At 69.1% G+C, this 24,549-nt stretch carries 25 protein-coding genes; 12 read left to right on the top strand and 13 right to left on the bottom strand.

All coding sequences use genetic code 11. The annotated features are described in order from the left end of the window. Nucleotides 1-62: 62 nt before the first annotated feature. On the top strand, nucleotides 63-1,784 hold the full coding sequence (ade, locus tag PQI07_RS18060; protein WP_274927118.1) for an adenine deaminase: 1,722 nt from the start codon (nucleotides 63-65) through the stop codon (nucleotides 1,782-1,784). An 86-nt stretch (nucleotides 1,785-1,870) separates the two neighbouring features. Continuing rightward, nucleotides 1,871-2,296, top strand: a complete 426-nt coding sequence (locus tag PQI07_RS18055) for an organic hydroperoxide resistance protein (RefSeq protein WP_043357630.1) — start codon at nucleotides 1,871-1,873, stop codon at nucleotides 2,294-2,296. A 171-nt stretch (nucleotides 2,297-2,467) separates the two neighbouring features. Here the strand turns inward: PQI07_RS18055 and PQI07_RS18050 are convergent, their stop codons facing one another. The 6 genes from PQI07_RS18050 to PQI07_RS18025 form a co-directional block, all read right to left on the bottom strand. Further along, a complete protein-coding gene (locus PQI07_RS18050) occupies nucleotides 2,468-3,301 on the bottom strand; it encodes an HTD2 family dehydratase (RefSeq protein WP_274927117.1) in 834 nt (277 codons plus the stop codon). A gap of 1 nt (nucleotide 3,302) precedes the next feature. Then, nucleotides 3,303-4,451, bottom strand: coding sequence for an acyl-CoA dehydrogenase family protein (locus PQI07_RS18045; protein WP_274927116.1), 1,149 nt, complete (start codon nucleotides 4,449-4,451; stop codon nucleotides 3,303-3,305). Between the two features lie 10 nt (nucleotides 4,452-4,461). Next, nucleotides 4,462-5,211 carry a glucose 1-dehydrogenase gene (locus PQI07_RS18040; protein WP_043356292.1) on the bottom strand — a complete coding sequence of 250 codons (750 nt, stop codon included), beginning with the start codon at nucleotides 5,209-5,211 and terminating at the stop codon, nucleotides 4,462-4,464. A 42-nt stretch (nucleotides 5,212-5,253) separates the two neighbouring features. Next, complete coding sequence (locus PQI07_RS18035; protein WP_043379970.1) at nucleotides 5,254-6,390, bottom strand: CaiB/BaiF CoA transferase family protein; 1,137 nt, start codon at nucleotides 6,388-6,390, stop codon at nucleotides 5,254-5,256. A gap of 154 nt (nucleotides 6,391-6,544) precedes the next feature. Further along, on the bottom strand, nucleotides 6,545-9,709 hold the full coding sequence (locus PQI07_RS18030; RefSeq protein WP_274927115.1) for an efflux RND transporter permease subunit: 3,165 nt from the start codon (nucleotides 9,707-9,709) through the stop codon (nucleotides 6,545-6,547). A gap of 49 nt (nucleotides 9,710-9,758) precedes the next feature. Further along, on the bottom strand, nucleotides 9,759-11,012 hold the full coding sequence (locus PQI07_RS18025) for an efflux RND transporter periplasmic adaptor subunit (protein WP_274927114.1): 1,254 nt from the start codon (nucleotides 11,010-11,012) through the stop codon (nucleotides 9,759-9,761). Nucleotides 11,013-11,266: 254 nt separating this feature from the next. Here PQI07_RS18025 and PQI07_RS18020 point away from each other — a divergent pair, with 254 nt between their 5' ends. Together PQI07_RS18020 and PQI07_RS18015 are read left to right on the top strand one after the other, a co-directional pair. Further along, a complete protein-coding gene (locus tag PQI07_RS18020; RefSeq protein ID WP_043353185.1) occupies nucleotides 11,267-11,494 on the top strand; it encodes a hypothetical protein in 228 nt (75 codons plus the stop codon). Nucleotides 11,495-11,948: 454 nt separating this feature from the next. Further along, nucleotides 11,949-12,128 (top strand): hypothetical protein, encoded by a 180-nt coding sequence (locus PQI07_RS18015; RefSeq protein ID WP_043353187.1) that lies wholly within the window; start codon nucleotides 11,949-11,951, stop codon nucleotides 12,126-12,128. On the opposite strand, the gene PQI07_RS18010 is transcribed toward PQI07_RS18015, so the two are convergent. From PQI07_RS18010 to PQI07_RS18000, 3 genes are read right to left on the bottom strand one after another with little or no spacing between them, the layout of a single operon-like run. After that, a complete protein-coding gene (locus tag PQI07_RS18010; RefSeq protein WP_274927113.1) occupies nucleotides 12,129-12,317 on the bottom strand; it encodes a hypothetical protein in 189 nt (62 codons plus the stop codon). 19 nt (nucleotides 12,318-12,336) lie between these two features. Next, complete coding sequence (locus PQI07_RS18005) at nucleotides 12,337-12,951, bottom strand: cysteine hydrolase family protein (RefSeq protein WP_043353190.1); 615 nt, start codon at nucleotides 12,949-12,951, stop codon at nucleotides 12,337-12,339. After that, complete coding sequence (locus PQI07_RS18000; RefSeq protein ID WP_274927112.1) at nucleotides 12,948-14,105, bottom strand: GNAT family N-acetyltransferase; 1,158 nt, start codon at nucleotides 14,103-14,105, stop codon at nucleotides 12,948-12,950. Before PQI07_RS18000 ends, PQI07_RS18005 begins: the two co-directional genes overlap by 4 nt. A gap of 193 nt (nucleotides 14,106-14,298) precedes the next feature. Here PQI07_RS18000 and PQI07_RS17995 point away from each other — a divergent pair, with 193 nt between their 5' ends. From PQI07_RS17995 to ureG, 6 genes are all read left to right on the top strand, one after another. Continuing rightward, on the top strand, nucleotides 14,299-15,312 hold the full coding sequence (locus PQI07_RS17995) for a LysR family transcriptional regulator (protein WP_182591615.1): 1,014 nt from the start codon (nucleotides 14,299-14,301) through the stop codon (nucleotides 15,310-15,312). 126 nt (nucleotides 15,313-15,438) lie between these two features. After that, nucleotides 15,439-16,059, top strand: a complete 621-nt coding sequence (locus PQI07_RS17990; RefSeq protein ID WP_051975955.1) for an urease subunit gamma — start codon at nucleotides 15,439-15,441, stop codon at nucleotides 16,057-16,059. Between the two features lie 2 nt (nucleotides 16,060-16,061). Continuing rightward, nucleotides 16,062-17,789, top strand: coding sequence for an urease subunit alpha (gene ureC / locus PQI07_RS17985; RefSeq protein WP_043379983.1), 1,728 nt, complete (start codon nucleotides 16,062-16,064; stop codon nucleotides 17,787-17,789). Between the two features lie 13 nt (nucleotides 17,790-17,802). Next, a complete protein-coding gene (locus PQI07_RS17980; RefSeq protein WP_043353196.1) occupies nucleotides 17,803-18,300 on the top strand; it encodes an urease accessory protein UreE in 498 nt (165 codons plus the stop codon). Continuing rightward, nucleotides 18,251-18,976, top strand: coding sequence for an urease accessory protein UreF (locus PQI07_RS17975; protein WP_446720960.1), 726 nt, complete (start codon nucleotides 18,251-18,253; stop codon nucleotides 18,974-18,976). The genes PQI07_RS17980 and PQI07_RS17975 overlap by 50 nt, the downstream gene beginning before the upstream one ends. Before the next feature lie 9 nt (nucleotides 18,977-18,985). Continuing rightward, nucleotides 18,986-19,603 carry an urease accessory protein UreG gene (gene ureG / locus PQI07_RS17970; RefSeq protein WP_043353197.1) on the top strand — a complete coding sequence of 206 codons (618 nt, stop codon included), beginning with the start codon at nucleotides 18,986-18,988 and terminating at the stop codon, nucleotides 19,601-19,603. A gap of 39 nt (nucleotides 19,604-19,642) precedes the next feature. Here ureG and PQI07_RS17965 read toward each other — a convergent pair whose 3' ends face one another. Beyond that, on the bottom strand, nucleotides 19,643-19,873 hold the full coding sequence (locus tag PQI07_RS17965) for a hypothetical protein (RefSeq protein WP_274927111.1): 231 nt from the start codon (nucleotides 19,871-19,873) through the stop codon (nucleotides 19,643-19,645). A gap of 200 nt (nucleotides 19,874-20,073) precedes the next feature. Between PQI07_RS17965 and PQI07_RS17960 the strand changes: the two genes are divergently transcribed. Together PQI07_RS17960 and PQI07_RS17955 are read left to right on the top strand one after the other, a co-directional pair. Beyond that, nucleotides 20,074-20,277 carry a DUF3311 domain-containing protein gene (locus PQI07_RS17960; protein ID WP_043353201.1) on the top strand — a complete coding sequence of 68 codons (204 nt, stop codon included), beginning with the start codon at nucleotides 20,074-20,076 and terminating at the stop codon, nucleotides 20,275-20,277. Then, complete coding sequence (locus tag PQI07_RS17955; RefSeq protein WP_182591617.1) at nucleotides 20,274-21,734, top strand: sodium:solute symporter family protein; 1,461 nt, start codon at nucleotides 20,274-20,276, stop codon at nucleotides 21,732-21,734. Before PQI07_RS17960 ends, PQI07_RS17955 begins: the two co-directional genes overlap by 4 nt. A 6-nt stretch (nucleotides 21,735-21,740) precedes the next feature. Here PQI07_RS17955 and PQI07_RS17950 read toward each other — a convergent pair whose 3' ends face one another. The 3 genes from PQI07_RS17950 to PQI07_RS17940 all read right to left on the bottom strand — a co-directional run bounded on the left by PQI07_RS17950 (nucleotide 21,741) and on the right by PQI07_RS17940 (nucleotide 24,548). Then, nucleotides 21,741-22,514 (bottom strand): ABC transporter permease, encoded by a 774-nt coding sequence (locus tag PQI07_RS17950; protein WP_043758053.1) that lies wholly within the window; start codon nucleotides 22,512-22,514, stop codon nucleotides 21,741-21,743. Beyond that, nucleotides 22,511-23,425, bottom strand: coding sequence for an ABC transporter permease (locus PQI07_RS17945; protein WP_274927110.1), 915 nt, complete (start codon nucleotides 23,423-23,425; stop codon nucleotides 22,511-22,513). Before PQI07_RS17945 ends, PQI07_RS17950 begins: the two co-directional genes overlap by 4 nt. A gap of 64 nt (nucleotides 23,426-23,489) precedes the next feature. Beyond that, the gene (locus PQI07_RS17940) at nucleotides 23,490-24,548 is read right to left on the bottom strand and encodes an ABC transporter ATP-binding protein (protein ID WP_274927109.1); all 1,059 of its coding nucleotides are present in this window, start codon (nucleotides 24,546-24,548) and stop codon (nucleotides 23,490-23,492) included. Between the last annotated feature and the right edge of the window lies 1 nt (nucleotide 24,549).

Raw genomic sequence — 24,549 nt, 5'->3', positions numbered from 1 at the left:
CGGAAGGGGCCGCACCCATGGCATGCTCCTGGCAGATGGCAGGAGGGAGGGAGCATATGGTGATGACACAGGTGGAATCGCTCCGGCAGGCCATCGCGCAGGGCCAGGGTCGCACGGAGGCTGACCTCGTCCTAAAGGGCGGCCGTTTCCTCGACCTCGTCACCGGGGCGCTTGTCGCCTCCGATATCGCGATCTGCCGCGACCGCATCGTCGGCACCTTCGGCCACTATCGCGGCACGCGGGAGATCGACATCTCCGGCAAGGTCGTTGTGCCGGGCTTCATCGACACGCATTTCCACGTCGAATCCTCGCTGATGCCCCCGCAGGAATTCGAGCGCTGCGTTCTCCCCCACGGCGTCACCACGGGGATCTGCGACCCGCACGAGATGGCCAACGTTCTCGGAACGGACGCCTTCCGATGGTTCCTCGCTTCGTCCGAAACGCTGGCGATGGACCTGCGCGTGCAGCTCTCGTCCTGCGTCCCGGCCACCGACCATCTGGAAACCTCGGGGGCGCGGATCGACGCGCAGGACCTGCTGTCCTTCGTCGGCCACCCGAAGGTCATCGGGCTCGCCGAATTCATGAACTTCCCCGGCGTGCTGGCGGCCGATCCCGGCGTGCTCGACAAGCTCGCCGCGTTCCAGGGCCGGCATATCGACGGTCATGCCCCGCTCCTGCGCGGCCTCGGACTGAACGCCTACATCGCGGCCGGCATCCGCACCGAACACGAGGCCACCACGCCGGAAGAAGCCCTGGAGAAACTGTCCAAGGGGATGATGGTGCTGATCCGAGAGGGCTCGGTCTGCAAGGATCTGCACGCGTTGGCGCCGATCCTGACCGAGCGGACGGCGCCGTTCCTGGCCTTCTGCACCGATGACCGGAACCCCCTCGACATCGCCGAGGAGGGGCATCTCGACTTCGTCATCCGGACCGCCATCGCCCTCGGTGTCCCACCCCTCGCCGCCTACCGTGCGGCCTCGTGGTCGGCGGCCCGGGCGTTCGGGCTTCACGACCGGGGGCTCGTCGCCCCCGGCCAGCGCGCCGATCTCGTGGTGCTTGACGATCTCGACACCTGCGCCGTGTCCCAGGTTCTCAGTGCCGGACGCCCGGTGAACGAGGCGCTGTTCGCCACGCGACCCGCCGTGGAGCCGATCGGTCGCGGCAGCGTGCGGGCGCGGCGGGTCAGCGCCGCGGATTTCGCCGCGCCGGGCTCCGGGCCTTCGACGCCGGTGATCGGGGTGATCCCGGGCCAGATCATCACCCTGCGTCACGACCTCGCCCTGCCCTATTCCGGCGGGGAGCGCCGGATCGACCTGGACCAGGACGTCATCAAGGTCGCGGTGGTCGAACGGCACGGCCGCTCCGCGCCGGGGGTGCGCGGCATCGGGGTCGCGTTCGTGAAAGGCTTCGGCCTGAAGCGGGGGGCCATCGCCTCGTCGGTCGGGCATGACAGTCACAACATCACGGTCGTCGGGGCGGATGATTCCGACATGGCCGTGGCCGTGAACCGTCTGGGCGAGATCGAGGGCGGCTTCGTCGTGGTCGAGGGTGGCGAGGTGCGCGCCGAGATCGCGCTGCCCGTCGCCGGCCTGATGAGCCTGATGCCGTTCGACGACATCCGCCGGTCTCTCGTGACCCTGCGGTCGGCCGCCAGAGGCCTCGGAGTCGTGCTGCCGGAGCCCTTCCTGCAGGTGGCGTTCCTACCGCTCCCGGTCATCCCCCATCTCAAGATCACCGACCGGGGGCTTGTGGATGTCGACCGTTTCGCCCTGATCGACCCTTGATTTCGATTGTGCGCAATTTAAATGGGGCTGTGCGAAGGCCCGCCGGCGCCTACATGCCGACTTTCTTCCTCCAACCGGAGATCGCTATGTCCGTAGATGTGAAGTATCGCACCACTGCCACCGCCACCGGTGGCCGCGACGGCGCCGCCCGCACGGCCGACGGCAGCTTCGAGGTCAAGCTGTCGACGCCGAAGGAACTCGGTGGCGCGGGTGGCCCGGGCGCGAACCCGGAGCAGCTCTTCGCCTCCGGCTACTCGGCCTGCTTCCTCGGCGCCATGAAGGCCGTGGCCCCGTCGCTGCAGCTCAAGGTCCCGGCCGATACCAGCGTCACGGCTGACGTCGGCATCGGTCCGCGCTCTGAAGGCGGTTTCGGCATCACCGCCGATCTCACGATCAGCCTGCCGGGCCTCGACCGCGCCGACGCGCAGAAGCTCGTGGACGCCGCTCACCAGGTCTGCCCGTACTCCAACGCGACCCGCGGCAACGTCAACGTCGGTCTCAAGCTGGCCTAAGACGGCGTCCGGCGGGTTTCGCGTCCGCGAGGCCCGCCGTCGCACCACCCGCGGGCTCGATCCGCGGGTCGATGCCGTGCCGTCGTGGCGCCGCGACGCGTATGCTGATGGCGCCGGTCCGCAATCCGTGCCGGACGAGGCCGCCCTTCGACTGACCTCGCGCGCCGGATCTCACACGTCGGCGCGGGCCCGCATGCAGACCTTCCCTGCTGCATCGAGGGTCACACCCTCGAACCCGGACCCGCGGGTTCGGCCGCAGACGCGAAAGGTCTGGTTGGCCGTCATCGGCGAGACGCCGCGATAGGTGAACTTCCGCGGCACGTGTCCCAGGAGCGTGGCTGCGAGGTTCATCAGCAGCGTGGCCTGCATCGGGCCGTGGACGACGAGATCGGCATAACCCTCCACCTGCGTCGCGTAGGGCTTATCGTAGTGGAAGCGGTGGCCGTTGAAGGTCATCGCCGAATAGCGGAACAGCAGCGTCGGCGTCGCGGGCACTGCCCAGATTGCCGCGTAGTCATCGGGATCGTCGCGTTCGGGCGCGGCATCGGTTCCGGTCTGCGCACCGGCCGCCTCGCGATAGACGATGTCCTGCCGTTCACGGATCGCGACGCCCCGTCCCGTGGCGACGGCGTGCTCGACGGTGACGAAGCACAGGCTTCCGCTTCGCCCGTCCTTGAAGACGACGTCCCGTACCGTCTCGGTGCGGGTGACGGCGTCTCCCGCGCGCAGATCCGAAAGGGTCTCGATCTGTCCGCCCGCCCACATCCGCCGGGGCAACGGCACGGGCGGGAGGAACCCGCCCTTCGCGACGTGGCCGTCCGGCCCGAGGGCGTCGGCGGCCGGCGTCTCCGGGGCGAGACACCAGTGCAGCGCCGGCCACGCGATGCCGTCGGCGACCGGGGCGAGATGGGGCCCGAGGGTCGCGCGAAACTCGGCCATCAGGCGTGGGGTGACGAGGTCGGAGGCCTCGCGTGTCCGGCCGATCCAGGCGGCGAAATCGGTCATGTCAGTACGAACGCGGCAGGCCGAGCACATGCTCGGACAGGTAGGCGAGGATCAGGTTCGTGGAGATCGGCGCCACTTGGTAGAGGCGGGTCTCGCGGAACTTCCGCTCGATGTCGTATTCCTCGGCGAAGCCGAAGCCGCCATGGGTCTGGATGCAGGCATTGGCGGCCTCGAACGACGCGTCGGCCGCGAGCATCTTGGCCATGTTGGCCTCGGCTCCCGGATTCGCGCCGCCCTCGTAGAGGGCCAGCGCCTCCCGGACCATCAGCTCGGCCGCGCGCATGTTGGCGTAGGCCTTGGCGATCGGGAACTGCACGCCCTGATTGGCACCGATCGGACGGCCGAAGACCGAGCGCTCGCCGGCATAGATCCGTGCCTTCTCGATGAACCACTTGGCGTCGCCGATGCATTCGGCGGCGATCAGGATCCGCTCGGCATTCATGCCCGACAGGATGTAGCGGAAACCCTTCCCCTCCGCGCCGATGAGATTCTGGGCCGGCACCCGGAGGTCGTCGAAGAACACCTCCGTGGTGGCATGGTTCATCATCGTGCGGATCGGCCGGATGGTGAGGCCGTTGCCCCTGGCCTCCCGCATGTCGACGAGGAGCACCGACAGGCCGTCGGTGCGTTTCATGCCCTCGGTCCTGGGCGACGTGCGCGCCAGAAGCAGCATCAGGTCCGAATGTTCGGCACGACTGGTCCAGATCTTCTGGCCGTTGACGACGTAGTGGTCGCCCTCCAGGCGGGCCGTGGTCTTGAGGCTGCCGGTGTCGGTGCCGGAGGTGGGCTCGGTCACCCCGAAGGCCTGGAGCCGCAGGCGGCCTTCCGCGAGGGCCGGGAGATATTCGGCCTTCTGCGCCTCGGAGCCGTGCCGGAGGAGCGTGCCCATCGTGTACATCTGCGCGTGGCATGCGCCCCCGTTGCAGCCGGCCCGCTGGACCTCCTCCAGGATCGCGGCCGCGGCCGAGAGCGGCAGGCCGGAGCCGCCATACGCCTCGGGGATCAGAACCGACAGGTAGCCGCTCTCGGTCAGCGCGTTCACGAACGCGGTCGGGTAGGCCATCTCCCGGTCGAGGGCCCGCCAGTACGCGCCCGGGAAGCCGGCGCAGAGCTTGGCGACCGCCTCGCGGATGTCGGTGTAGGCTTCCATCGACATCTCCTCAGGCCGTGCGGCCGCCGTCGACCGGCAGATCGACGCCGGTGATGAAGGCCGCCTCGTCGGAGGCGAGGAACAGGGCGGCCGACGCGATGTCGCTCGCCTGGGACAGGCGGCCGAGCGGGATCGTGGCGATGAACCGGTCGCGGTTCTCGGGGGTATCGGGCACGCCCATGAAATGCTCGAGGAGCCCGGTGGCGCCCATGACCGGGCAGAGGGCGTTCACCCGGATCTTCCAGGGCGCCAGTTCGAGCGCCAGGGACTTCGAGGCGAGGCTCGCCGCGCCCTTGGAGGCGTTGTACCACGTCAGCCCCGGCCGCGGCCGCAGAGCCGCCGTCGAACTGACGTTCAGGATAACGCCGCCGCCCGCATCGCGCATGAGCGGGGCGACCTCCCGGACGTAGTGAAAGATCGACTTCACGTTGACCCGGAAGACCCGGTCGAAGTCTTCTTCGGTGACCTCCATCAGCGGCTTGTTGCGGTGTGTGGTGCCGGCGTTGTTGACCAGGATGTTCGGCAGACCGAAGCGCTGCCGTGTCTCGTCGACGCTGGCGATGACATCGGCGGCGAGGCCGACATCTGCGGCGATGGCGATGGCGTTGTCGCCCAGATCCGCCGCGACCCGCGCGGCGGCCGCGCCGTCGATGTCGATGCAGGCGACCTTCGCCCCCTCGGCGACGAAACGCTGGGCGATCCCCGCTCCAAAGCCGCTGCCGGCGCCCGTCACGAGCGCGATCTTGCCGTCGAGCCTCATCGTGTCCTCCCCGCGTGTCGTTCGGTGTCGATCTCTAGGTCCTCAGGTGCCGGGCGCGAACTCGGCCCGGATACGCGCGCCGTGCGCGTCGATCGCCGGGACGGGGCCGAGGGCGCGAATCTGCCCGTCGACCAGCACCGGCGGCGCGACGATGCGGGCGGATCCGGCGGGTGTCCCGACCTCCGTGCGGATCAGCGCCGGGTGGGTGGCGAGGTCCGCAAGCGTGTTGACGAAACCGTAGGCGGTGCCGGCGGCCTTCAGCCGGGCGGCGGCGGCGTCGCGGCTCAACCGCACCAGCTCGGCGCCGATGCGCAGGTCGACGGCGGCGCGGTTGGCGACCCGGGCGTTGTTGGACGCGAAGCCTTCGGCGCGGGCGAGATCCGGCTCGCCGAGCACGCCAGCGCAGAAGCGCGCCCATTCGCGCTCGTTCTGGATCGAGATCAGCACGAGGCTGCCGTCGGCCGTCGGGAAGGCGCCATAGGGACAGATCGAGGGATGGGCGAGGCCGACCCGCTGCGGCGCCTGCCCGGTTCCCTCGAAATAGAGCAGCGGCACGTTCATCCAGTCGGCGGCGGCGCTGAACAGGCTGACCTCCAGGGCGCAGCCCTGCCCGGAGATGCCCCGGGCGATCAGAGCCTCCAACACGGCCGCATGGGCATCCATGCCGCAGGCGACGTCGCAGACGGACACGCCGACCCGGCCGGGTCCCGCCGGATGGCCGGTGATGCCCGCGAGCCCGCTCTCCGCCTGGACCAGCAGGTCGTAGGCCTTCATGTCGCTGTAGGGGTTGCCGGCACCGTAGCCCGAGATGTCGACGGTGATCAGCCGGGGATAGCGTGCACGCAGCTCCGCCGATCCGAAGCCCGCGCGCGCCGCGGCGCCGGGGGCGAGGTTCTGCACGAACACGTCGGCCCGCGCGAGGATCGCGTGCAGGAGCCGGGCATCGGCCGGGTCCTTGATGTCGGCGACGAGGCTCTCCTTACCGCGGTTGAGCCAGACGAAGTAGCTCGCCAGGCCGTCGACCGCCGCGTCATAGCCGCGGGCGAAATCGCCTTCCGGCCGCTCGATCTTGATGACCCGGGCGCCGGCATCGGCGAGCCGTGAGGTGCAATAGGGGGCGGCGACGGCCTGCTCCAGGGCGAGCACGGTGAGCCCTCGCAACGGCAGGTTCTGGCTCATCCGCACCCTTCGTCTTTGCGCCGCCCCGCGAGGCCGGAGCTGGAACAAGTGGAACGGCCGGAGGCTCCGCCAAGCGGGCGGCGGTGACAGGGCTGCCCGGTCGTGGGCCTCCGGCCGGGCTTTCACACGGTGCCGGCGAGGCCGGCGGTCGAGCCTACTCGGCTGCGTGCAGCGTGGGCGGTCCGCGGACCTCCTCCACCGGCTCCGCGTCGGCGCGGGCGACCTGCGTCGTTTCCGGCCGGTCGCGGAAGGACAGGCGGTGGGCCAGCCGGTCGAGATAGATGTAGATCACCGGCGTCGTGAACAGCGTCAGCACCTGGCTCACCGCGAGGCCGCCCACCATGGCGTAGCCCAGGGGCTGCCGGATCTCCGAACCGGTGCCGGTGGCGAGCATCAGCGGGATGCCGCCGAGGAGCGCCGCCATCGTGGTCATCAGGATCGGCCGGAAGCGCAGCAGCGCGGCCTTCCGGATCGCGGCCTCGGGGGTGAGCCCCTCCTCGCGCTCGGCGACGATGGCGAAGTCGACCAGCATGATGCCGTTCTTCTTCACGATGCCGATGAGGAGGATGATGCCGATCAGCGCGATCAGGCTGAAGTCGAACCCCGCCCACATCAGCACCGCCAGGGCGCCGACGCCGGCGGACGGCAGGGTCGACAGGATCGTGATCGGGTGGATGAAGCTCTCGTAGAGGATGCCGAGGATCAGGTAGACCACGAACAGCGCCGCCAGGATCAGGAGCGGCACCGTCGAGAGCGATTGCTGGAAGGCCTGGGCGGTGCCCTGGAAGCCGCTCACCACGGTCGGCGGCACCTGCAGCTCCCGCATCGCCCGGCCGATCGCCTCGGTCGCTTGGCCCAGTGCCACGTCGGGAGCGAGGTTGAAGCTGATCGTCACCGCCGGGAACTGGCCCTGGTGGTTCACGGCGAGCGGCGCCACCGGAACGGTCGTCCAGTGGGCGAAGGCAGCCAGCGGTACTTGCCCGCCCCCGATCGGCGCCTTGATGTAGATCCTGTCGAGGCTCTCGACGCTGCCCTGCAGCGCCGGCAGAACCTCCAGCACGACGTGGTAGCTGTTCAGCTGCGTGAAGTACTGGGCGATCTGGCGCTGGCCGAACGCGTCGTAGAGCGTGTCGTCGATCAGCTGAGGCGTGATGCCGTAGCGCGAGGCGGCGTCGCGGTCGATCGACAGCGTCAGCGTCGTACCGCGGGTCTGCTGGTCGGTGGCGACGTCGCGCAGCTCCGGCAGGGTCTTCAGCGTGTCGAGGATGCGCGGCGCCCAGGCGTTCAGCTCGGCGAGATCCGGATCTTGGAGCGTGTATTCGAACTGGGTCCGCGAGGTGCGGCCTCCGGTGCGCACGTCCTGGGTGGCCTGGATGAAGGTCCGGATGCCCTCCACGCGCTCGAGTTTCGGCCGCAGGCGGCCGATCACCTGGAAGGCATTGGCGTCGCGCTCGTCACGCGGCTTGAGCGTGATGTACATGCGCCCGGAATTGAGCGCCTGGCCGTTGCCGCCGAGCGACATGCCGACGGTCGCCACCGCCGGATCGGCCTGGACGATGGCGCCGACCTTCTCCTGCAGCGCCTGCATCGCCGAGAACGAGATGTCCTGCGACGCCTCGGTGACGCCGATCATGAAGCCGGTGTCCTGCTGCGGGAAGAAGCCCTTCGGGATCGCGACGAACAGGTAGCCCGTCAGTGCCAGCGTGGCGAAGAACACCAAGAGCGTGACGCGTTGGAACCGCAGAGCCACGTCGAGGGCATCGGCGTAGACTGCAAGCAGCCCGTCGAACGCGGCCTCGCTGATCCGGTAGAGGCGGCCATGGCGCTCGCCGTCGTGCGGCTTGAGAAGCCGCGAGGCCATCATCGGGGTCAGCGTCAGCGACACGAAGGCCGAGACCGCGATCGTCATCGACAGCACCACGGCGAACTCGCGGAACAGCCGGCCGATGATCCCGCCCATGAGCAGCAGCGGGATCAGCACCGCGATCAGCGACACCGAGATCGACACGATGGTGAAGCCGATCTCGCCCGCGCCCTTGAACGCGGCCTCCATGGGCCGCATCCCCGCCTCGACGTAGCGGCTGATGTTCTCGAGCACGACGATGGCGTCGTCCACCACGAAGCCCACCGAGATGGTGAGCGCCATCAGCGAGAGGTTGTCGAGGGTGTAGCCCGCCATCCACATGAGCGCGCAGGCGCCGAGCAGCGCGAGCGGCACCGTCACGCTCGGGATCACCGTCGCCCAGAAGCTGCGCAGGAAGACGAAGATCACCCCGACGACCAGCACGATCGTCAGCATCAGGGTGAATTGCACGTCCTCGACCGAGGCGCGGATGGTCTGGGTGCGGTCGCTGAGGATGCCGACCTTGATGGCGGCCGGCAGGGTGGCGGTCAGGCGCGGCAGCTGCGCCTTGATGCTGTCCACCGTGTCGATGACGTTGGCGCCGGGCTGCTTGAACACGACGAGGAAGATGCCGCGCCGGCCGTTGGTCCAGCCGGCCTGCTTGGTATCCTCGGGGCCGGCGACGGCTTGTCCGATATCGCGCACGCGCAGCGGCGCGCCGTCGCGATAGGCGATGATGACGTCGTTCCAGTTCTGCGCTGCAGTGAGCTGGTCGTTGGCGTAGATCGTGTAGCTGTGGCTGCCGCCGTCGATGCTGCCCTTGGGGTTGTTGACGGTGGTCAGCGTGAGCTGCGCGCGCACGTCCTCCAGGGACAGGCCCTTCGCCACGAGCTTGGCGGGATCGATCTGGACGCGGACCGCCGGCTTCTGCTGGCCGCCGATGAAGACCTGGGCGACGCCGGAGATCTGGCTGATCCGCTGGGCCAGCTGCACGTCGACCGCGTCGTCCACATCGATCAGCGGCAGGCTGTCGGAGGTGGCCGAGAGCAGCAGGATCGGCGAGTCGGCCGGATTGACCTTGCGGTAGGTCGGCGGGGTCGGCAGGTTCTTCGGAAGCTGGCCGCTGGCAGCGTTGATCGCCGCCTGGATGTCGCTCGCCGCGCCGTCGATGTTGCGGTTGAGATCGAACTGGACCGTGACCGTCGAGATCCCGAGGGAACTCGTCGAGGTCATCTGCGCCACACCCGGGATCTGCGAGAACTGCCGCTCCAGCGGCTGCGCCACCGACGAAGCCATCGTCTCCGGGCTCGCGCCGGGGAGCTGCGCGGTCACCTGAATCGTCGGGAAATCGACCTGCGGCAGCGGTGCGACGCCCAGCAGCGGATAGGCCACGACCCCGAGGAACAGGATGCCGACCATGATCAGCGTGGTCGCCACCGGAAACCGGATGAAGGGTGCCGAGATGCCGCCTTTCACCGCTCGGCCTCGCGCGGAACTGCTCTCGTCATCGCCGCCTCGCTCACCCTCAACGCACCGCCTCCGCCTGCGCGGTGTGGGCGGCGTGCGGGTCACCCACGAGGCTGCCGTCCTGAACCTTGTACTGACCGGCGACGATCACCCGCTCGCCGGGCTGCAGATCGCCGCTGAGGATCCGGGTCCGCCCGGAATCGGAGCGCCCCGCTTTCAGAGCGCGCTGATGGGCGCGGTTTGCGTCATCCACCGAGAAGACGAACAGGCCGTCGGGACCGTGCTGGACGGCATTGTCCGGTACGGTCATGGCGACGGCGACCGTGCCGACCCGCATCTTGGTGGAGACCGACAGGCCCGGCCATAGGGCGTGGATCTTGTTCTCGAAAACGGCCTTGAGGCGAATCGTGCCGGTCGCCGTGTCGACTTGGTTGTTGAACAGGGCGAGCTTGCCGTCCGCGAGCTTCGTCAGCCCGTCCGAACTCCAGGCTTCCACCGGGACGTCGCCCTTGCGCAGGGCTGCGGCGATCGCGGGCAACTGATCCTCCGGCGCCGTGAAGACGACGAAGATCGGCTCCACCTGCGTGATCGTGACGATCGGGGTCTGCCCCGCCGCGTTGACGATATTGCCGATATCGACCTGCCGGAAGCCGGTGACGCCGTCGATGGGCGCGCGGACCGTCGCGTAGCCGAGCTGCGTCGTCGCGTTGTCGATGGCGGCCTGATCGGACGCCACCTGCGCGGTGAGCTGGGCGACCAGGGCGGTCTGCGTCTCGGTCTGCTGCCGGGAGGCGTAGGCGCCCAGTCCGGTGTAGCGGACGAGGTCGGCTTTGGCGTTGCCGAGATTGGCCGTGTCCTGTTCCTTCTTGGCCTTCGCCTGAGCGAGCGCCGCCTGATAGGGTCGCGGGTCGATCTGAACGAGGACATCGTCCTTGTGGACGGTCTGTCCCTCCCGGAACGCCACCTGCTGGATCTCGCCGTCGACCCGCGTGCGGACCTGGACGGTGTTGTAGGCCTGCACGGTGCCCAGGCCGTTCGAGACCAGGGCGAACGGACCCTGCTCGACCGTCCCGAGGGTGACGGGCACAGGAAGCGGCGCCGCCGCCACGGGCTTCGCGACGGGCCGGTTCAGATACGTGTAGCCGTAGGCGGCGCCGCCCGTGATGGCGAGGAGGAGCAGGCCCAGACCGGCCGCGCCGGAGCGTCTCGATGCGGGGCCCGGCGCCGGTCGATGGACGCCGTCGTCGTCCGTGCGCGTCACCGGCGCGTCGGATCGAAAGGTGTCGCGCTCACGCACGTCCTCATTCAGCATGCGCCGTTATCCGCCCCTTGGCCCGAAAGCTCCGCACAGCCGGAAAATTTTGCATCCATTAGCATACAATCCGCGTTCCGGACATCGTGGCGTCCCGCCGATCACGGCAAAGTTCCCCGACGTAAAGCGTGCAAGCGCCGACGGCAGAGGGTAGCGTCACGCCGTCCGACACCCCGTCCGGACGATCCGTGCCTGGTGCGGCGGCGCGGAACATCCGCCGATGCCGCGCCGAGGATGTGAGACCGGGACGCCGCATGGCCTCGACGCTGGAACTGGATGGCCTGAACGAGCTGCGCGATGCGCTGATCGAGGAACGGCAGATCATCGTCGCATCGGTGCGGAAACTGCGCGACGCGCGGCGCCGGAAAGGCACGTTCGTACTGGGTGACGGCGCCGATGCCGGTCCGCGGCTGGTCGCCGTGCAGGAGCAGATCGAAGTGGTCGAATCCATCATCGCCGCGCTCACGCAATCCCGGACCTGACGCGACCCGGATCCGCATCGTCGGAAAATCCGTTCCGGGCGCCTCGTCCGGAATGCCGTTGTCCGGCACTGCCACAGTTCGATGTCCGGGATGTTTCTGGGGTTTTTGCTCGGCCTTCCCGGGATCGGATATGCGCCGCTCGGTCGGCCCTTGAAGTCAGACGCCGGTGTGCCGAGTCATCGATCAGTCCTGCGGCAGGATTCGACGCCGCGCTTTGCCGAAAAAGCGCCCTTGATCCAGCGCTGCACAATATTGGTGCCCCGGCGGTGCTGGCAGGTCCCGGCAGTCGAATGGGACGGCGCGCTGCCGCGGCGCCGGTGCTCGTTTGCCGGTTATGGATTCGCCCGGGCGTGACGATCCACGCGGCTTGTACAGGCTCTGCACATCTTTCGGGCTGGACGATCGCGATGCCGTGCTGTTAGCCCAACGCAACTCAAGGCGCAGGACTACGAAGATGGACGCCTTCGATCACGCCGGAACGGCGCACGACGCCGACGAAACCCTCGACACGCCTCACGAGACCGAGCTTCTGGCCCTCTGGCGCGCGCTCGCGGCCGACAGGCGCGCGCGGGACGAGCGCATGGCACGCCTGCGCGCCATGCGCCTGATCGGCGGAGACGACGGAACCGACTGATCAATCGGTCTCCGGCATCCCGTCCTGAATGCGGCTCGCCAGGACGAAGCCGACCGCCATCGCCATAGCTTCGGCCTGTGCGATCAGCGTCGGCTCGCCGGCATCGCGCGCCGCCTGCAGCAGCTGGATCGCGTGGCGGCCAAGACGGAGGGTCACGTCCTCTTCGCCCGCTGGGTCGTCGTCCGGCATCCCGTGACTCTGGGCGCGGTCAGTCATTGTCGTGCCTCGATCTCGGGGCGGCTGGCATGGGCTTGAACGGCGAGGAGGTCGCGATCCACGATTGCGTGTCCGTGACGTCGCCGAAGACCCGCATCACCGCGCTCACCGACCGGTGGATCTCTTCGGCGCCGATGTCCTCCAGATCGTGGCTGGCGGAGGCATCGGACAGGAAGGTCACGTCCTGACCCCGGTGGAAGCCGTCGACCGCCGTCGCGAGGCAGGAGGATTCGGCGGCGAAGCCCGCCATGACCAGGGGCGGGCTTCCGCGCTCCATCGCGTCGGCGAAGGCGGGGCTCGCGTAGCAAGAGGGGCGGTCCCGGTCGAAGATCATGTCGCAGCCGTGGGGCTCGAACCCCTCGATCCAGCGGGCGTAGCGGCTGCCCGCCTGGAACAGCGGCGCCCCGACCCAGCGGACATAGGCCACCTGTATGCCGCTCGCGCGGGCATGCGCGAGGGCGCGGCGGCAGTTTTGGAGCGCGGGCTCGATCCCCGACAGGGCGAGCGGACGCCCGGCGATCTCGTATTCCTGCTGCATGTCCACCAGCACCAGAACCGGGACGCTGCGGGGCCGGCGATACAGCGCCGGATTGATCGGCCGGTTCATCGCGCCGCCACCGTCCGGTCCACGGAGGGCCGCGTCACGGCCCGGCTGCGGGACCGGTCGAGGGTCCCCGCCCGGTGCCAGCGTCCTTCCGGCCGGATGATGACGTAGGGGTCGGCGCCGAGCCCGATGGCCTGCGGATGCGGCTCTGCCTCCAGCAGCATCTCGACGTAGTCGAAGTCCGAGAAGACCAGTTCCTGCGCACCGTCGAAGATCCGGAAGCCGAAGCGGCTCCAGAAACCGACGAGGCGCTTCTGGGCGTGGCCGTAGAGCCGGCGGTAGCCCTTCACCCGCGCGAGTTCGATGCCGGCCCGGACCAGGGCGAAGGCCAAGCGGGTGTTGCGGAACTCGGCCCGGACCGCAAGGCGCTCGATCTTGGCGAAATCCGCGAAGAACCGGATGCGCAGGCATCCCGCCGGCTCGTCCCCGACATAGCCGATCAGGTGCGTCGCCGAGAGGTCGTTGCCGTCGAACTCCTCCTCGTAGGGGCAGGCCTGCTCTGACATGTAGACGGCGGCGCGCAGGGCGATGACCCGGGACAGATCCTCCAGGTTCCGCGCGACCGCGACGCTGGTGCCGGCCCCGCCCGGCTTGTGGCTGTCGTAGAGCGGTGCGGCCTCCGTCTTCGGCCCGCGGGCGAAATGGTACAGGTCCACACAGCCGGTCTTGCGGACCGTGAAGCCGAGCGTCGTGAGCAGATCCGCGCCCTCGGGCGTCGCCGCCCGGGCGTAGAAATCGACGCCGCGATAGGTTGGGCTCGACAGACGGTCGAAGACGAGGCTGACGCCACCGGCAAGCCGCCGCCGCGCGTAGACCGCCCAGACATAGATCCCGGCCGGACGTTCGTGCTGACCGGCCAGCATCGCGGCCGGTGGATCCGACGCATCGAGCGTTCCCGTCTTGAGCGCGGCCAGGCCGGCCGCATTCAGCATCAGGCAGGCGACGAAGCCGTCGCCCTGCGGATGTGCCGCATCGAACTTGTGTTTCTGGGCAATCGCCAGGACGCTGTCCGGATTGATCGACATCACGCGCTGCACGACGTGCAGGGGTGCCAGATCCGGCAGATCTGTACGCGCATCTTCGATCAGGCGTCTGAGATCGTCCGGCGCCGGCATGAATACGACGAGATGACGGGCGATACGATCGACGCGCAACATGCTCAGGTCATGCCGCGGCTCCACAGTGACTGACGCTGGACCAAGTTGATCCGTATCCCCCGCCACGAACTGGCCGCGAGCCATGTGCAGTGTCATCGGATGACCTGTCATTCGGTTTTGGATTGACGGTCCAGCACTTCGCATCTAGCGCTCTGGCTGTATGTGCAAAAATTGAAACAGGGGTGTTCCGTCGATGGAACAGACGGAGGCAAGCCGGGGCTCGATGCCCGACTGGCAGAGCATCCGAGTCTTCCTGACGCTTCAGCGGTCCGGAAGCTTCCGATCGGCGGCCGCCAAGCTCGGCCTGTCCGTGAATTCGGTGCGTCGCCGGATCGGCGATCTCGAGGCCCTGATCGGTGCCCCGCTGATGACGCGCCATGTCGACGGGATCCGTCTGACCACCGAGGGCCAGGCGATCCTGGACGCGGCCAACCGCATGGAGGCTGCGGCGTTCAGCCTGGTGCGCACGGGCGAGGTTGCTCCGTTCGCCGAGACCGGCGAGGTCCGCATCGCGGTGACGGAGGGGCTGGGGGCGTTCTGGCTCGCGCCGCGGCTCGTCGAGTTCCAGCGCGCCAATCCGCGCCTGACCGTCGACCTGCGCTGCGCCATGGAATCCGCCGACGTCCTGCGGCTTGAAGCGGACGTTGCCATCCAGCTGACGCGCCCGACGAGCCCGGACCTGCGCGTCGTCAAGCTCGGCCGCATCCACATGGTGCCCTATGCCGGGCGGAGCTACGTGGAGACGTATGGGCTTCCCGATCGCCCCGAGGATCTCGCGCGCCACCGGATCGTGGTTCAGGACGGCAGCCAGACCATGCGCCTCGAGGATTACGTGCGCTCAGTGCCGGGCTTTCCCGCGACGGTGCCGATCACCCTGAAGATCAATGTCAGCAGCGCGTATTACTGGGCGATCGCGAAGGGCGCCGGGATCGGCCTGCTCCCGACCTATGCCAGCGCGATCGGCGCGCAGGTCGTCCCGGTGGACAATCTCGGCCGCTTCGGCGTCGACATCTGGCTGACCTATCACCCGGATGCGGAGCGGATCGGCCGCGTGCGGCGGACGATCGACTGGCTGCGGGCGTCCTTCGATCCGAAGCGCTATCCCTGGTTCCGGGACGAGTTCATCCATCCCCGCGACCTGCCGGGCGCCGTCAAGGGCGAGTCCCTGCCGGACCTGTTCGCCGGGTTCATCGCCATGACCTCGTGATGTCGCCGGGACCCTGAGCGGCCCCCGACCGTCGATGGCCCGAAGCGTCTCCACGGGGCCCGCCTTGGCCTTGACCGCGCAACGCGCATGATCCTTGCTCCGGCGGCTACGACGACGAGGTTGCCCGTGCTGCTGACACCCCGCGAAAAGGACAAGCTGCTGATCGCCATGGCGGCACAGGTGGCGCGCAACCGCCTCGCACGGGGCGTGAAGCTCAACCACCCGGAGGCGGTGGCGCTGATCACCGATTTCGTGGTCGAGGGCGCCCGGGACGGCCGCACCGTGGCCGATCTGATGCAGGCCGGCGCCAAAGTGCTGACCAGCGATCAGGTCATGGAGGGCGTGCCGGAGATGATCCACGACATCCAGGTCGAGGCCACCTTCCCGGACGGGACCAAGCTCGTCACCGTGCACCACCCGATCCGGGGGACGGCCTCGGCAGACGTCCCCGGGGCCGTGACGACGCTGCCCGGCGAGATCGTCTTCAACGCAGACGCCGAGCGGACCGTGCTCGAAGTCGCCAATGTCGGGGACCGGCCGATCCAGGTCGGCTCGCACTATCACTTCTTCGAGGTCAATCCGGGCCTCGTGTTCGAGCGGGAGCAGGCCCGCGGCAAGCGCCTCGACATCGCGCCGGGCACCGCCGTGCGTTTCGAGCCGGGATCGACGCGGGAGGTCGCGCTGGTGCCGCTCTCCGGCGGACGCACCGTGTACGGTTTCCGCGGCGACGTGATGGGCAAGCTCTGACCATGGCCAATTCGCCCAAGCCCGCCAGCCTGCCCCGGTCCGCCTACGCCGACATGTTCGGCCCCACGGTCGGCGACCGTATCCGCCTCGCCGATACCAGCCTGGAGATCACGGTCGAGCGCGACTTCACCACCTACGGTGAGGAGGTGAAGTTCGGCGGCGGCAAGGTCATCCGCGACGGCATGGGCCAGAGCCAGGCGACCAACGCCGACGGCGCCGTCGACACGGTGATCACCAACGCCGTGGTCCTCGACCATTGGGGCATCGTGAAATGCGATGTCGGAATCGTCCGCGGCCGGATCTTCAAGCTCGGCAAGGCCGGCAACCCGGACGTGCAGCCCGGAATCGACATCGTGGTCGGCCCGGGCACGGAGGTCATCGCCGGCGAGGGCAAGATCCTGACGGCGGGCGGCTTCGACAGCCACATCCACTTCATCTGCCCGCAGCAGATCGAGGAGGCGCTCTGCTCGGGGATCACCACGATGCTCGGCGGCGGCACCGGGCCGGCCCACGGCACCTTCGCCACCACCTGCACCCCGGGCCCCTGGCACATCGCCCGGATGATCGAGGCGGCCGACGCCTTCCCGATGAATCTCGCCTTCGCCGGCAAGGGCAACGCGTCCCGGCCGGACAGCCTCGTCGAGATGGTGCGGGCGGGTGCCTGCGCGCTGAAGCTGCACGAGGATTGGGGCACCACGCCCGCGGCGATCGACACCTGCCTGTCCGTGGCCGATGCCCACGACATCCAGGTCATGATCCACACCGACACGCTCAACGAATCGGGCTTCGTCGAGGACACGATCGCCGCCTTCAAGGGCCGGACGATCCACGCCTTCCACACCGAGGGCGCCGGCGGCGGGCACGCCCCCGACATCATCAAGGTCGCCGGGCTGCCGAACGTACTCCCGTCGTCCACGAACCCGACGCGGCCCTACACGTGGAACACGATCGACGAGCATCTCGACATGCTCATGGTCTGCCACCACCTCGACCCGTCGATCCCCGAGGATCTCGCCTTCGCCGAGAGCCGGATCCGGCGCGAGACCATCGCGGCCGAGGACATCCTGCACGATATCGGCGCGCTCTCGATGATGTCCTCCGACAGCCAGGCCATGGGCCGGGTCGGCGAGGTCATCATCCGCACGTGGCAGACCGCCGACAAGATGAAGCGGCAGCGGGGCGCGCTGCCGGGGGATGCCTCCGGCACCGACAATCTGCGGGCGCGCCGCTACATCGCCAAATACACGATCAACCCGGCCATCGCGCACGGCATCTCCCGGCACATCGGCTCGGTGGAGCCCGGCAAGCTCGCCGACCTCGTCCTCTGGACGCCGGCCTTCTTCGGGGTGAAGCCCGATCTCGTGCTGAAGGGCGGCAGCATCGCGGCCGCCCCCATGGGCGACCCGAACGCCTCGATCCCGACGCCGCAGCCGGTGCATTACCGGCCGATGTTCGGTGCCTACGGTCGGGTCCCCTTCGCCACCGCCCTGACCTTCGTCTCCAAGGCCGCCGTCGACGACGGCCTGCGGGAACGGCTCGGCGTCCAGAAGGACCTGGTGGCCGTGGAGAATGTGCGCGGCGGCATCTCGAAGAAAAGCATGATCCTCAACGACGCCACGCCCGAGATCGAGGTGGATCCCGAGACCTACGACGTCCGGGCCGACGGCGAGCTGCTGGTCTGCGAGCCCGCCGAGGTGCTGCCCATGGCGCAGCGCTACTTCCTGTTCTGAGCGGTCCCGTCCGATGATTCGCGCCACCCGCATCCTTCGCCGGGACGCCCTGTCCGGCGGCGAGATCGTCGACCGCGTCGTGCTCGATCACGGCGATCGGCATCGCCGCCGGGTCGCCATGCGCGGCGCAGGCGGGCTGGGCTTCCTGCTCGACCTGCCGGAGCCGGCCGTGCTGGAGGACGGCGACGCCCTGGTCCTGCAGGACGGCCGCCTCGTCTGGGTCGAGGCGGCGCCGGAGCGCCTTCTGGAGATCCGCGCACCGGACGACCATGCCCTCAAGCGCCTGATCTGGCACATCGGCAACCGGCACATCCCCGCCGAGATCGGCGCGGACGCGGTGTGGATCGCCGATGACCATGTGCTCGCCGAGATGGTGCGCGGTCTCGGCGGCACCGCCGAGCCCGTGGAGCGACCGTTCCGGCCCGAGGGCGGTGCCTATTCCGGCGGCCACGCCCACGAGCATGACCATTCCCACGGCGGCCACCACCATCACCACCATGCCGGCGGCTGAAACCCTGGATTCGCTGCGTCTGATGGCGTGGCTGTCGCCGGGTTACCCGGTGGGTGCCTACGCCTACTCGCACGGCCTGGAATGGGCTGTCGAAGCCGGAGATATCCGCGACGAGGCCGGCCTGACGCTGTGGCTCGAGGACGTCTGCACCCGCGGCGCCCTGCGCAACGACCTGATCCTCGCGGCCGAGGCTCACCGGGCGGCAGGCGCCTCCGACGGCGTCGGCCTCATCGCCGTCAACGATCTCGCGCTCGCCCTCGCCCCGTCCCGGGAACTGCACCTCGAGACGAGCCAGCAGGGGCGGAGCTTTCTGGACGCGACACGCGGCGCCTGGCCCTGCCCGGCGCTTGCGGCGCTCTCCGAAGAACTGCCGGGTCCGGTCGCCTACCCGGTCGCCGTCGGGCTCGCCGCCGGGGCGCATCGCATGGCGCTGGCGCCGGTTCTCGCCGCCTACGGCCTCGCCTTCCTTCAGAACCTCGTCTCGGCGGCCCTGCGGGCGGCGCCCGTGGGCCAGGCAGCCGGGACCCGGGTTATCGCCGCCCTTGCTCCGCGGCTCGTGCCGCTGGCCGCCGCCGCCGCTGAGGTGGGGCTCGACGCCCTCGGTGCCGCAACCTTCCGCCTGGATCTCGGCTCCTTTCGGCACGAGACCCAATATTCCCGCATCTTCCGATCCTGAGCCTGAAGCATGACCTCCTCGAACGGCCCCCTCCGCGTCGGCATCGGCGGTCCCGTCGGCTCCGGCAAGACCGCCCTGATGGAGCAGCTCTGCAAGCGCTTCCGCGACCGCTACGAGATCTGTGCGATCACCAACGACATCTACACGAAGGAGGATGCGCGCATCCTGACCGTAGCCGGCGCCCTCCCCGAGGAGCGCATTCTCGGTGTCGAGACCGGCGGCTGCCCGCACACCGCGATCCGAGAGGACGCTTCGATCAACCTCGCCGCCGTCGCCGAGATGACCCGGCGGTTCCCCAAGCTCGATCTGGTCCTGATCGAATCCGGGGGCGACAATCTCGCGGCGACGTTCTCGCCCGAACTCGCCGACATCACCCTCTACGTCATCGACGTCGCCGGCGGCGAGAAGATCCCCCGCAAGGGCGGCCCGGGCATCACGCGCTCGGATCTGCTGATCGTCAACAAGACCGACCTCGCGCCCCTCGTCGGCGCCGACCTGTCGGTCATGGAATCCGACACGCAGCGGATGCGCGGCGCGCGGCCCTACGTGTTCGCGTCCTTGCGGGAGGGGGCGGGCGCGGATTCCGTCGCGCGCTTCGTCGAAGAGGCGGGCGGTCTCGGTCGCTGAACCGATGAGCCGGTCGCGTCGAACGCGTGGTGCTCGACTCTAGCGTCCGGCTTCGGCGGAGCGGGCGCGAACCGACGACGATTTCGGCACACCCATGAGCGCGTCGAGGCGGCTCATGCGGGCGTTGAAATCCTTCATGACGGTCTGGCGCGCCTTGAGTGCGGCGCTGGGCTGGACCTTGGCGGCCGCCTGACGCGGCCGTGCCTCAGCCTGGACCGTCGGAACGGCGAGAAGCGCCGCCAGCGCGGCGATGGTCAGGGTCGGTTTCATCGCGCGAAATCCCTCGTGCATCCGCGGCGCCGAACGTCGCGAAGCTGCACGAGATTAGGCGTGCCGGACCCGGGGCCGCGTGCGCGAGCGCACAACACGTAAGATTGATCTGTCTGCGCATCGAGCTGGCTCCGTCAGGTTGACAGTCCGTCGCGACTGATTCAACCCGCGGTATCGGGGCCTTCTGGACGGTATCGCGTATGCGAAATCTGCGGTGGCTCGCCGCCCTGCCCTTTCTGGGCATCCTGATCGGTCCGTTCTTTCTGAACCGGGTCGAACCCTTCGTTCTCGGCCTGCCGCTGCTCCTCGCCTGGCTGGTGTTCTGCGTGATCGGGACCTCGGCGGTGATGGCGGTGATCTATCTCACCGATCCCCAGAACCGAAGCCCGGAAGATCCGCGATGAGCGTCGCCCTCATCATCGTGGCGGCCGGATTCGCGCTGGCGATCGGCCTCGGGCTCTACGCACGGTTGGGCCGTGAGATGGGCCTGGAACAGTGGACGGTGGGCGGCCGGGGCTTCGGCACCACCCTCGTCTTCCTGCTGATGGCCGGCGAGATCTACACGACCTTCACGTTCCTGGGTGGGTCCGGCATCGCCTACGGCAAGGGCGGCCCGGCCTACTACATCCTCTGCTACCTGACGCTCGCCTACGTCACCTCGTATTGGCTGCTGCCGCCCGTCTGGCGCTACGCGAAGCAGAACGGCCTCTACACGCAACCCGATTTCTTCGCCCGCAAGTACCGAAGCCCGGCGCTCGGCATGCTGGTGGCTCTGGTGGGGATCGTGGCGCTGGTCCCCTACCTCGTGCTTCAGTTCAAGGGCCTGGGGATCATCGTCTCCACAGCGTCCTACGGGGCCATCTCGTCGACCGCCGCGGTCTGGATCGGGGCGGCCGCCCTCACCGTCTACGTGGTCGTCTCGGGCGTCCACGGCTCGGCCTGGACGGCGGTGATCAAGGACACCAGCATCCTGTTCGTAGTGGTCTTCCTCGGGATCTACCTGCCGGTGCACTATTACGGCGGCTATGGAGGGCTGTTCCAGGCCATCGAGGCGGCGAAGCCCGGCTTCCTCGCCCTGCCCGATCGCGGCCAGAGCCCGACCTGGTTCACCACGACGGTCCTGCTCACCGCCCTGGGCGGATACATGTGGCCGCACACCTTCGCGTCGCTCTACACGGCGCGCGAGCCCGGCGCCTTCCGGCGAAACGCCGTGATCCTGCCGATCTACCAGCTGATCAATCTCTTCGTGTTCGTAATCGGCTTCACGGCCGTCATGCAGGTGCCCGGCCTCACCGGCCCGGATGTCGATCTGTCGCTGTTCAAGCTCGCCCTCGCGACCTTCCCGCCTTGGGTCATCGGCCTCATCGGCGCCACCGGCGTGCTGACCGCTCTGGTCCCGGGATCGATGATCCTGATCGCCGGCGTGACGCTGGTGGCCAACAACCTCGTCCGGCCCCTGCGACCCGGCATGGACGATGCCGCCACCGCCCGGCTGTGCAAGATTCTGGTGCCGGTTCTGGCGCTGGTCTGCGTGGGCTTCACCCTGTCGGGCGGAGACACGATCGTGCAGCTTCTGTTGATGGGCTACAACTTCGTCACGCAGCTCTTCCCGTGCTTCATCGCCAGCCTGATGCGGCGCAACCCGCTCGATCGGCGCGCTGCGATGGCCGGCATCGTCGCGGGCGTCGCCACCGTGGCGGCGACCGTTCTGAGCGGGTTCAGCCTGTCCAGCCTCTCAGCCCTCGGGCCGCTCCAGGACGTGAATGTCGGCATCGTGGCGCTGATGGTGAATCTCGTGGTCACCCTCGCGGTGGCGCAACTGATGCGCGTCGGGGCGACCGCCGCGCAGGCCGCTGAGTGACGGGCCTCAGGCCTGCCCGCGCCGGGTCGTGAGCCAGGATGCCAGAAGCACCGCGGCGCTCACCAGCCCGACTAGGAGGGTCGAGGCCGCGTTGATCTCCGGGTTCACCCCGAGTCTGACCTGGCTGTAGAGCCGCATCGGCAGCGTGGTCGAGCCGGGGCCGGACACGAAGCTCGCGATGACGAGGTCGTCGAGCGACAGGGTGAAGGCGAGGAGGGCCCCGGCGGTCAGAGCGGGCGCCAGAAGCGGCAGGGTGACCGTCATCAACACCCGTGCCGGCGTCGCGCCGAGGTCGGCCGCGGCTTCCTCCAGGGATCGATCGAGACCGCGCAGGCGCGCCCCGACCACCACCGCCACGAAGCCCGTGCAGAACGTCGTGTGGGCGATGACGATCGTGAGGAGGCCCCGGTCCAGCCCGATCCCGATGAACATCAGCAGGAGCGAGAGGCCGATCATCACCTCCGGCATCACGATCGGTCCGACGACGAGGCCGGTGAACAGCGCCCGTCCGCGGAAGCGGCCCTGCCGCTCGAGGACCAGGGCTGCGAGGGTGCCGAGGATCGTGGCGAGCAGGCTCGCGAGGATCGCGACTTTCAAAGAGACCCAGGCGGCTGCGATGAGCGGCGCGTCGGACATCAGCGCACCGTACCAGCGGGTCGAGAAACCGCCCCAGACCGTGACCAGGGGCGAGGCGTTGAACGAGTAGACGATCAGCACCACGATCGGCGCGTAGAGGAAGACGAGGCCGGCCGCGAGGGCGGTGCGGGTGACCCAGGTCACGGGGACTCTCCCTCGCCGGCGCGCAGGCTGTCCCGGAACAGCACCACCGGGCCGATGACGATGGCGAGGATCAGGACCGCCACCGCGGAGGCCAGGGGCCAGTCGCGGTTCGAGAAGAACTCGGTCCAGAGCACCCGGCCGAGCATCAGGGTTTCCGAGCCGCCGAGAAGGTCCGGGATCACGAACTCGCCGATCATCGGGATGAAGCACAGGCCCGCACCGGCCGCGATCCCGGGCAGGCTGAGCGGCAGGGTCACGGTCCAGAACACCCGGGTCGGCGAGGCGCCGAGATCCGCAGCGGCGTCCCGCAGCGTCGGGTCGAGGCGGTTCATCACCGCGTAGAGCGGCAGGACCATGAAGGGCAGATACGCGTAGACGAGGCCGATGATCACCGCGGCGTCGGTGTTGAGGATCGTGAGCGGCTCGCCGATCAGCCCGAGCCGGATCAGCGTGAGGTTGAGCAGACCCTCCGGTTTGAGGATCGCGATCCAGGCGTAGACCCGGATCAGGAAGCTGGTCCAGAACGGCACGACCACCAGCGCCACGAGGAGCGGCTGCCATCGGGACGGGGCGCGGGCCAGCGCGTAGGCGAGCGGCGTCCCCAGGGCGACGAGGATCAGGCTGGCCAGGGCGGCGTAGGTCAGCGAGCCGAGGACGGCGTCCCGATAGAGCGGGTCGGCGTAGAGCGTCAGGTAATTGTCGAAGTTCAGGGCTTCGAGAAAGCTCGACCAGCCGTCGAGGCCGGCCCGCCAGTCGAGCACCGGCAGATAGGGTGGGATCGCCGTCGCCGGCTCCGACAGGCTGATCTTGAGGGTGATCGCGAACGGCAGCAGGAAAAACGCCGCCAGCCAGAGGAGGGGTGGCAGCCGCACGAGACGATCGAACAGCCGTGCCGTTATCCGGCCGCTCACCGGTGGGCACCCGGATCGCGCCGCTCCGGGCGGCCATGCGGGTCGTCCGACGGCGCGATGGGCATCATGCGGGCAGGATCACGGCGGCCTCGGCCGCGAAGCCGACATGCGATGCCGATCCGAGCGCCTGCCCGGCCTCCGTCGGTCGCCCGCTCGCCCGCAGCGTCGTGCCGTCGGGCAGGCGCAGGGTCCGACGCAGCCTGTCTCCGAGAAAGACGGAATCGGCGATCACCACCGGCAGCCCCTCCGTGCCGAGAACGAGGTCCTCCGGCCGCACGGCGACCACGACGGCGGCCCCCGTCTCCAACGTGCCCGCCGCGACGCCCCGAACGGCGCCATAAGCGGTCTCGACTTCGCGGGCGCCGCCGGGCCCTCTCGCGCCGAGGCGGCCGGGGATGAGATTCACGTCGCCGAGCAGACCCGCCACGAAGCGGCTCGCTGGGCGTCGGTAGAGCTCCGCCGGAGGTCCGACCTGGATCAGGCGCCCGCCTTCCATGACGCCGATCCGGTCGGCAAGCATCATCGCCTCCTCGGGATCGTGCGTGACGACGATGAAGGCGGTGCCGAGCCGCCGCTGGACGGCGCGCAACTCGCCCTGCGTCTCCTCGCGCAGGCCGCGATCCAGGGCGCCGAGCGGCTCGTCGAGAAGCAGCAGCTTCGGCTCCCGGGCCAGCGCCCGGGCCAGGGCGACCCGCTGCCGCTGACCGCCCGAGAGCGTGTCGGGTCGGCGGTCGCCGAACCCGTCGAGGCGCACGAGCCGGAGCAGGTCCGCCACCCGGTTCGCGGCGGCGGCGCGGCCGAGGCCCTTGAGACCGTAGCCGATATTGCCGGCCACGCTCATGTGCGGGAACAGGGCATAGGACTGGAACATCATGTTGACCGGCCGCCGGTGGGGCGGCAGCGCGGTCAGATCGGCCTCCCCCAGCAGGATGCGCCCGGCGGTCGGTCTCTCGAAGCCCGCGATCATGCGCAGGAGGGTGCTCTTCCCGCAGCCGGACGGCCCGAGCAGGCAGAAGAACTCCCCCGGCTCGAGATCGAGCGTCACGGCCTCGACGGCGTGGTGCGTGCCGAAGCGTTTGGTCAGCTCCTCGAGCCGCAGGCGCGGCGCCGGCAGGCCGGACAAC

The sequence above is a fragment of the Methylobacterium sp. 092160098-2 genome (assembly GCF_028920805.1).
GTDB classification, from domain to species: domain Bacteria; phylum Pseudomonadota; class Alphaproteobacteria; order Rhizobiales; family Beijerinckiaceae; genus Methylobacterium; species Methylobacterium fujisawaense.
This window is presented reverse-complemented; position numbering and strand designations above follow the sequence as displayed.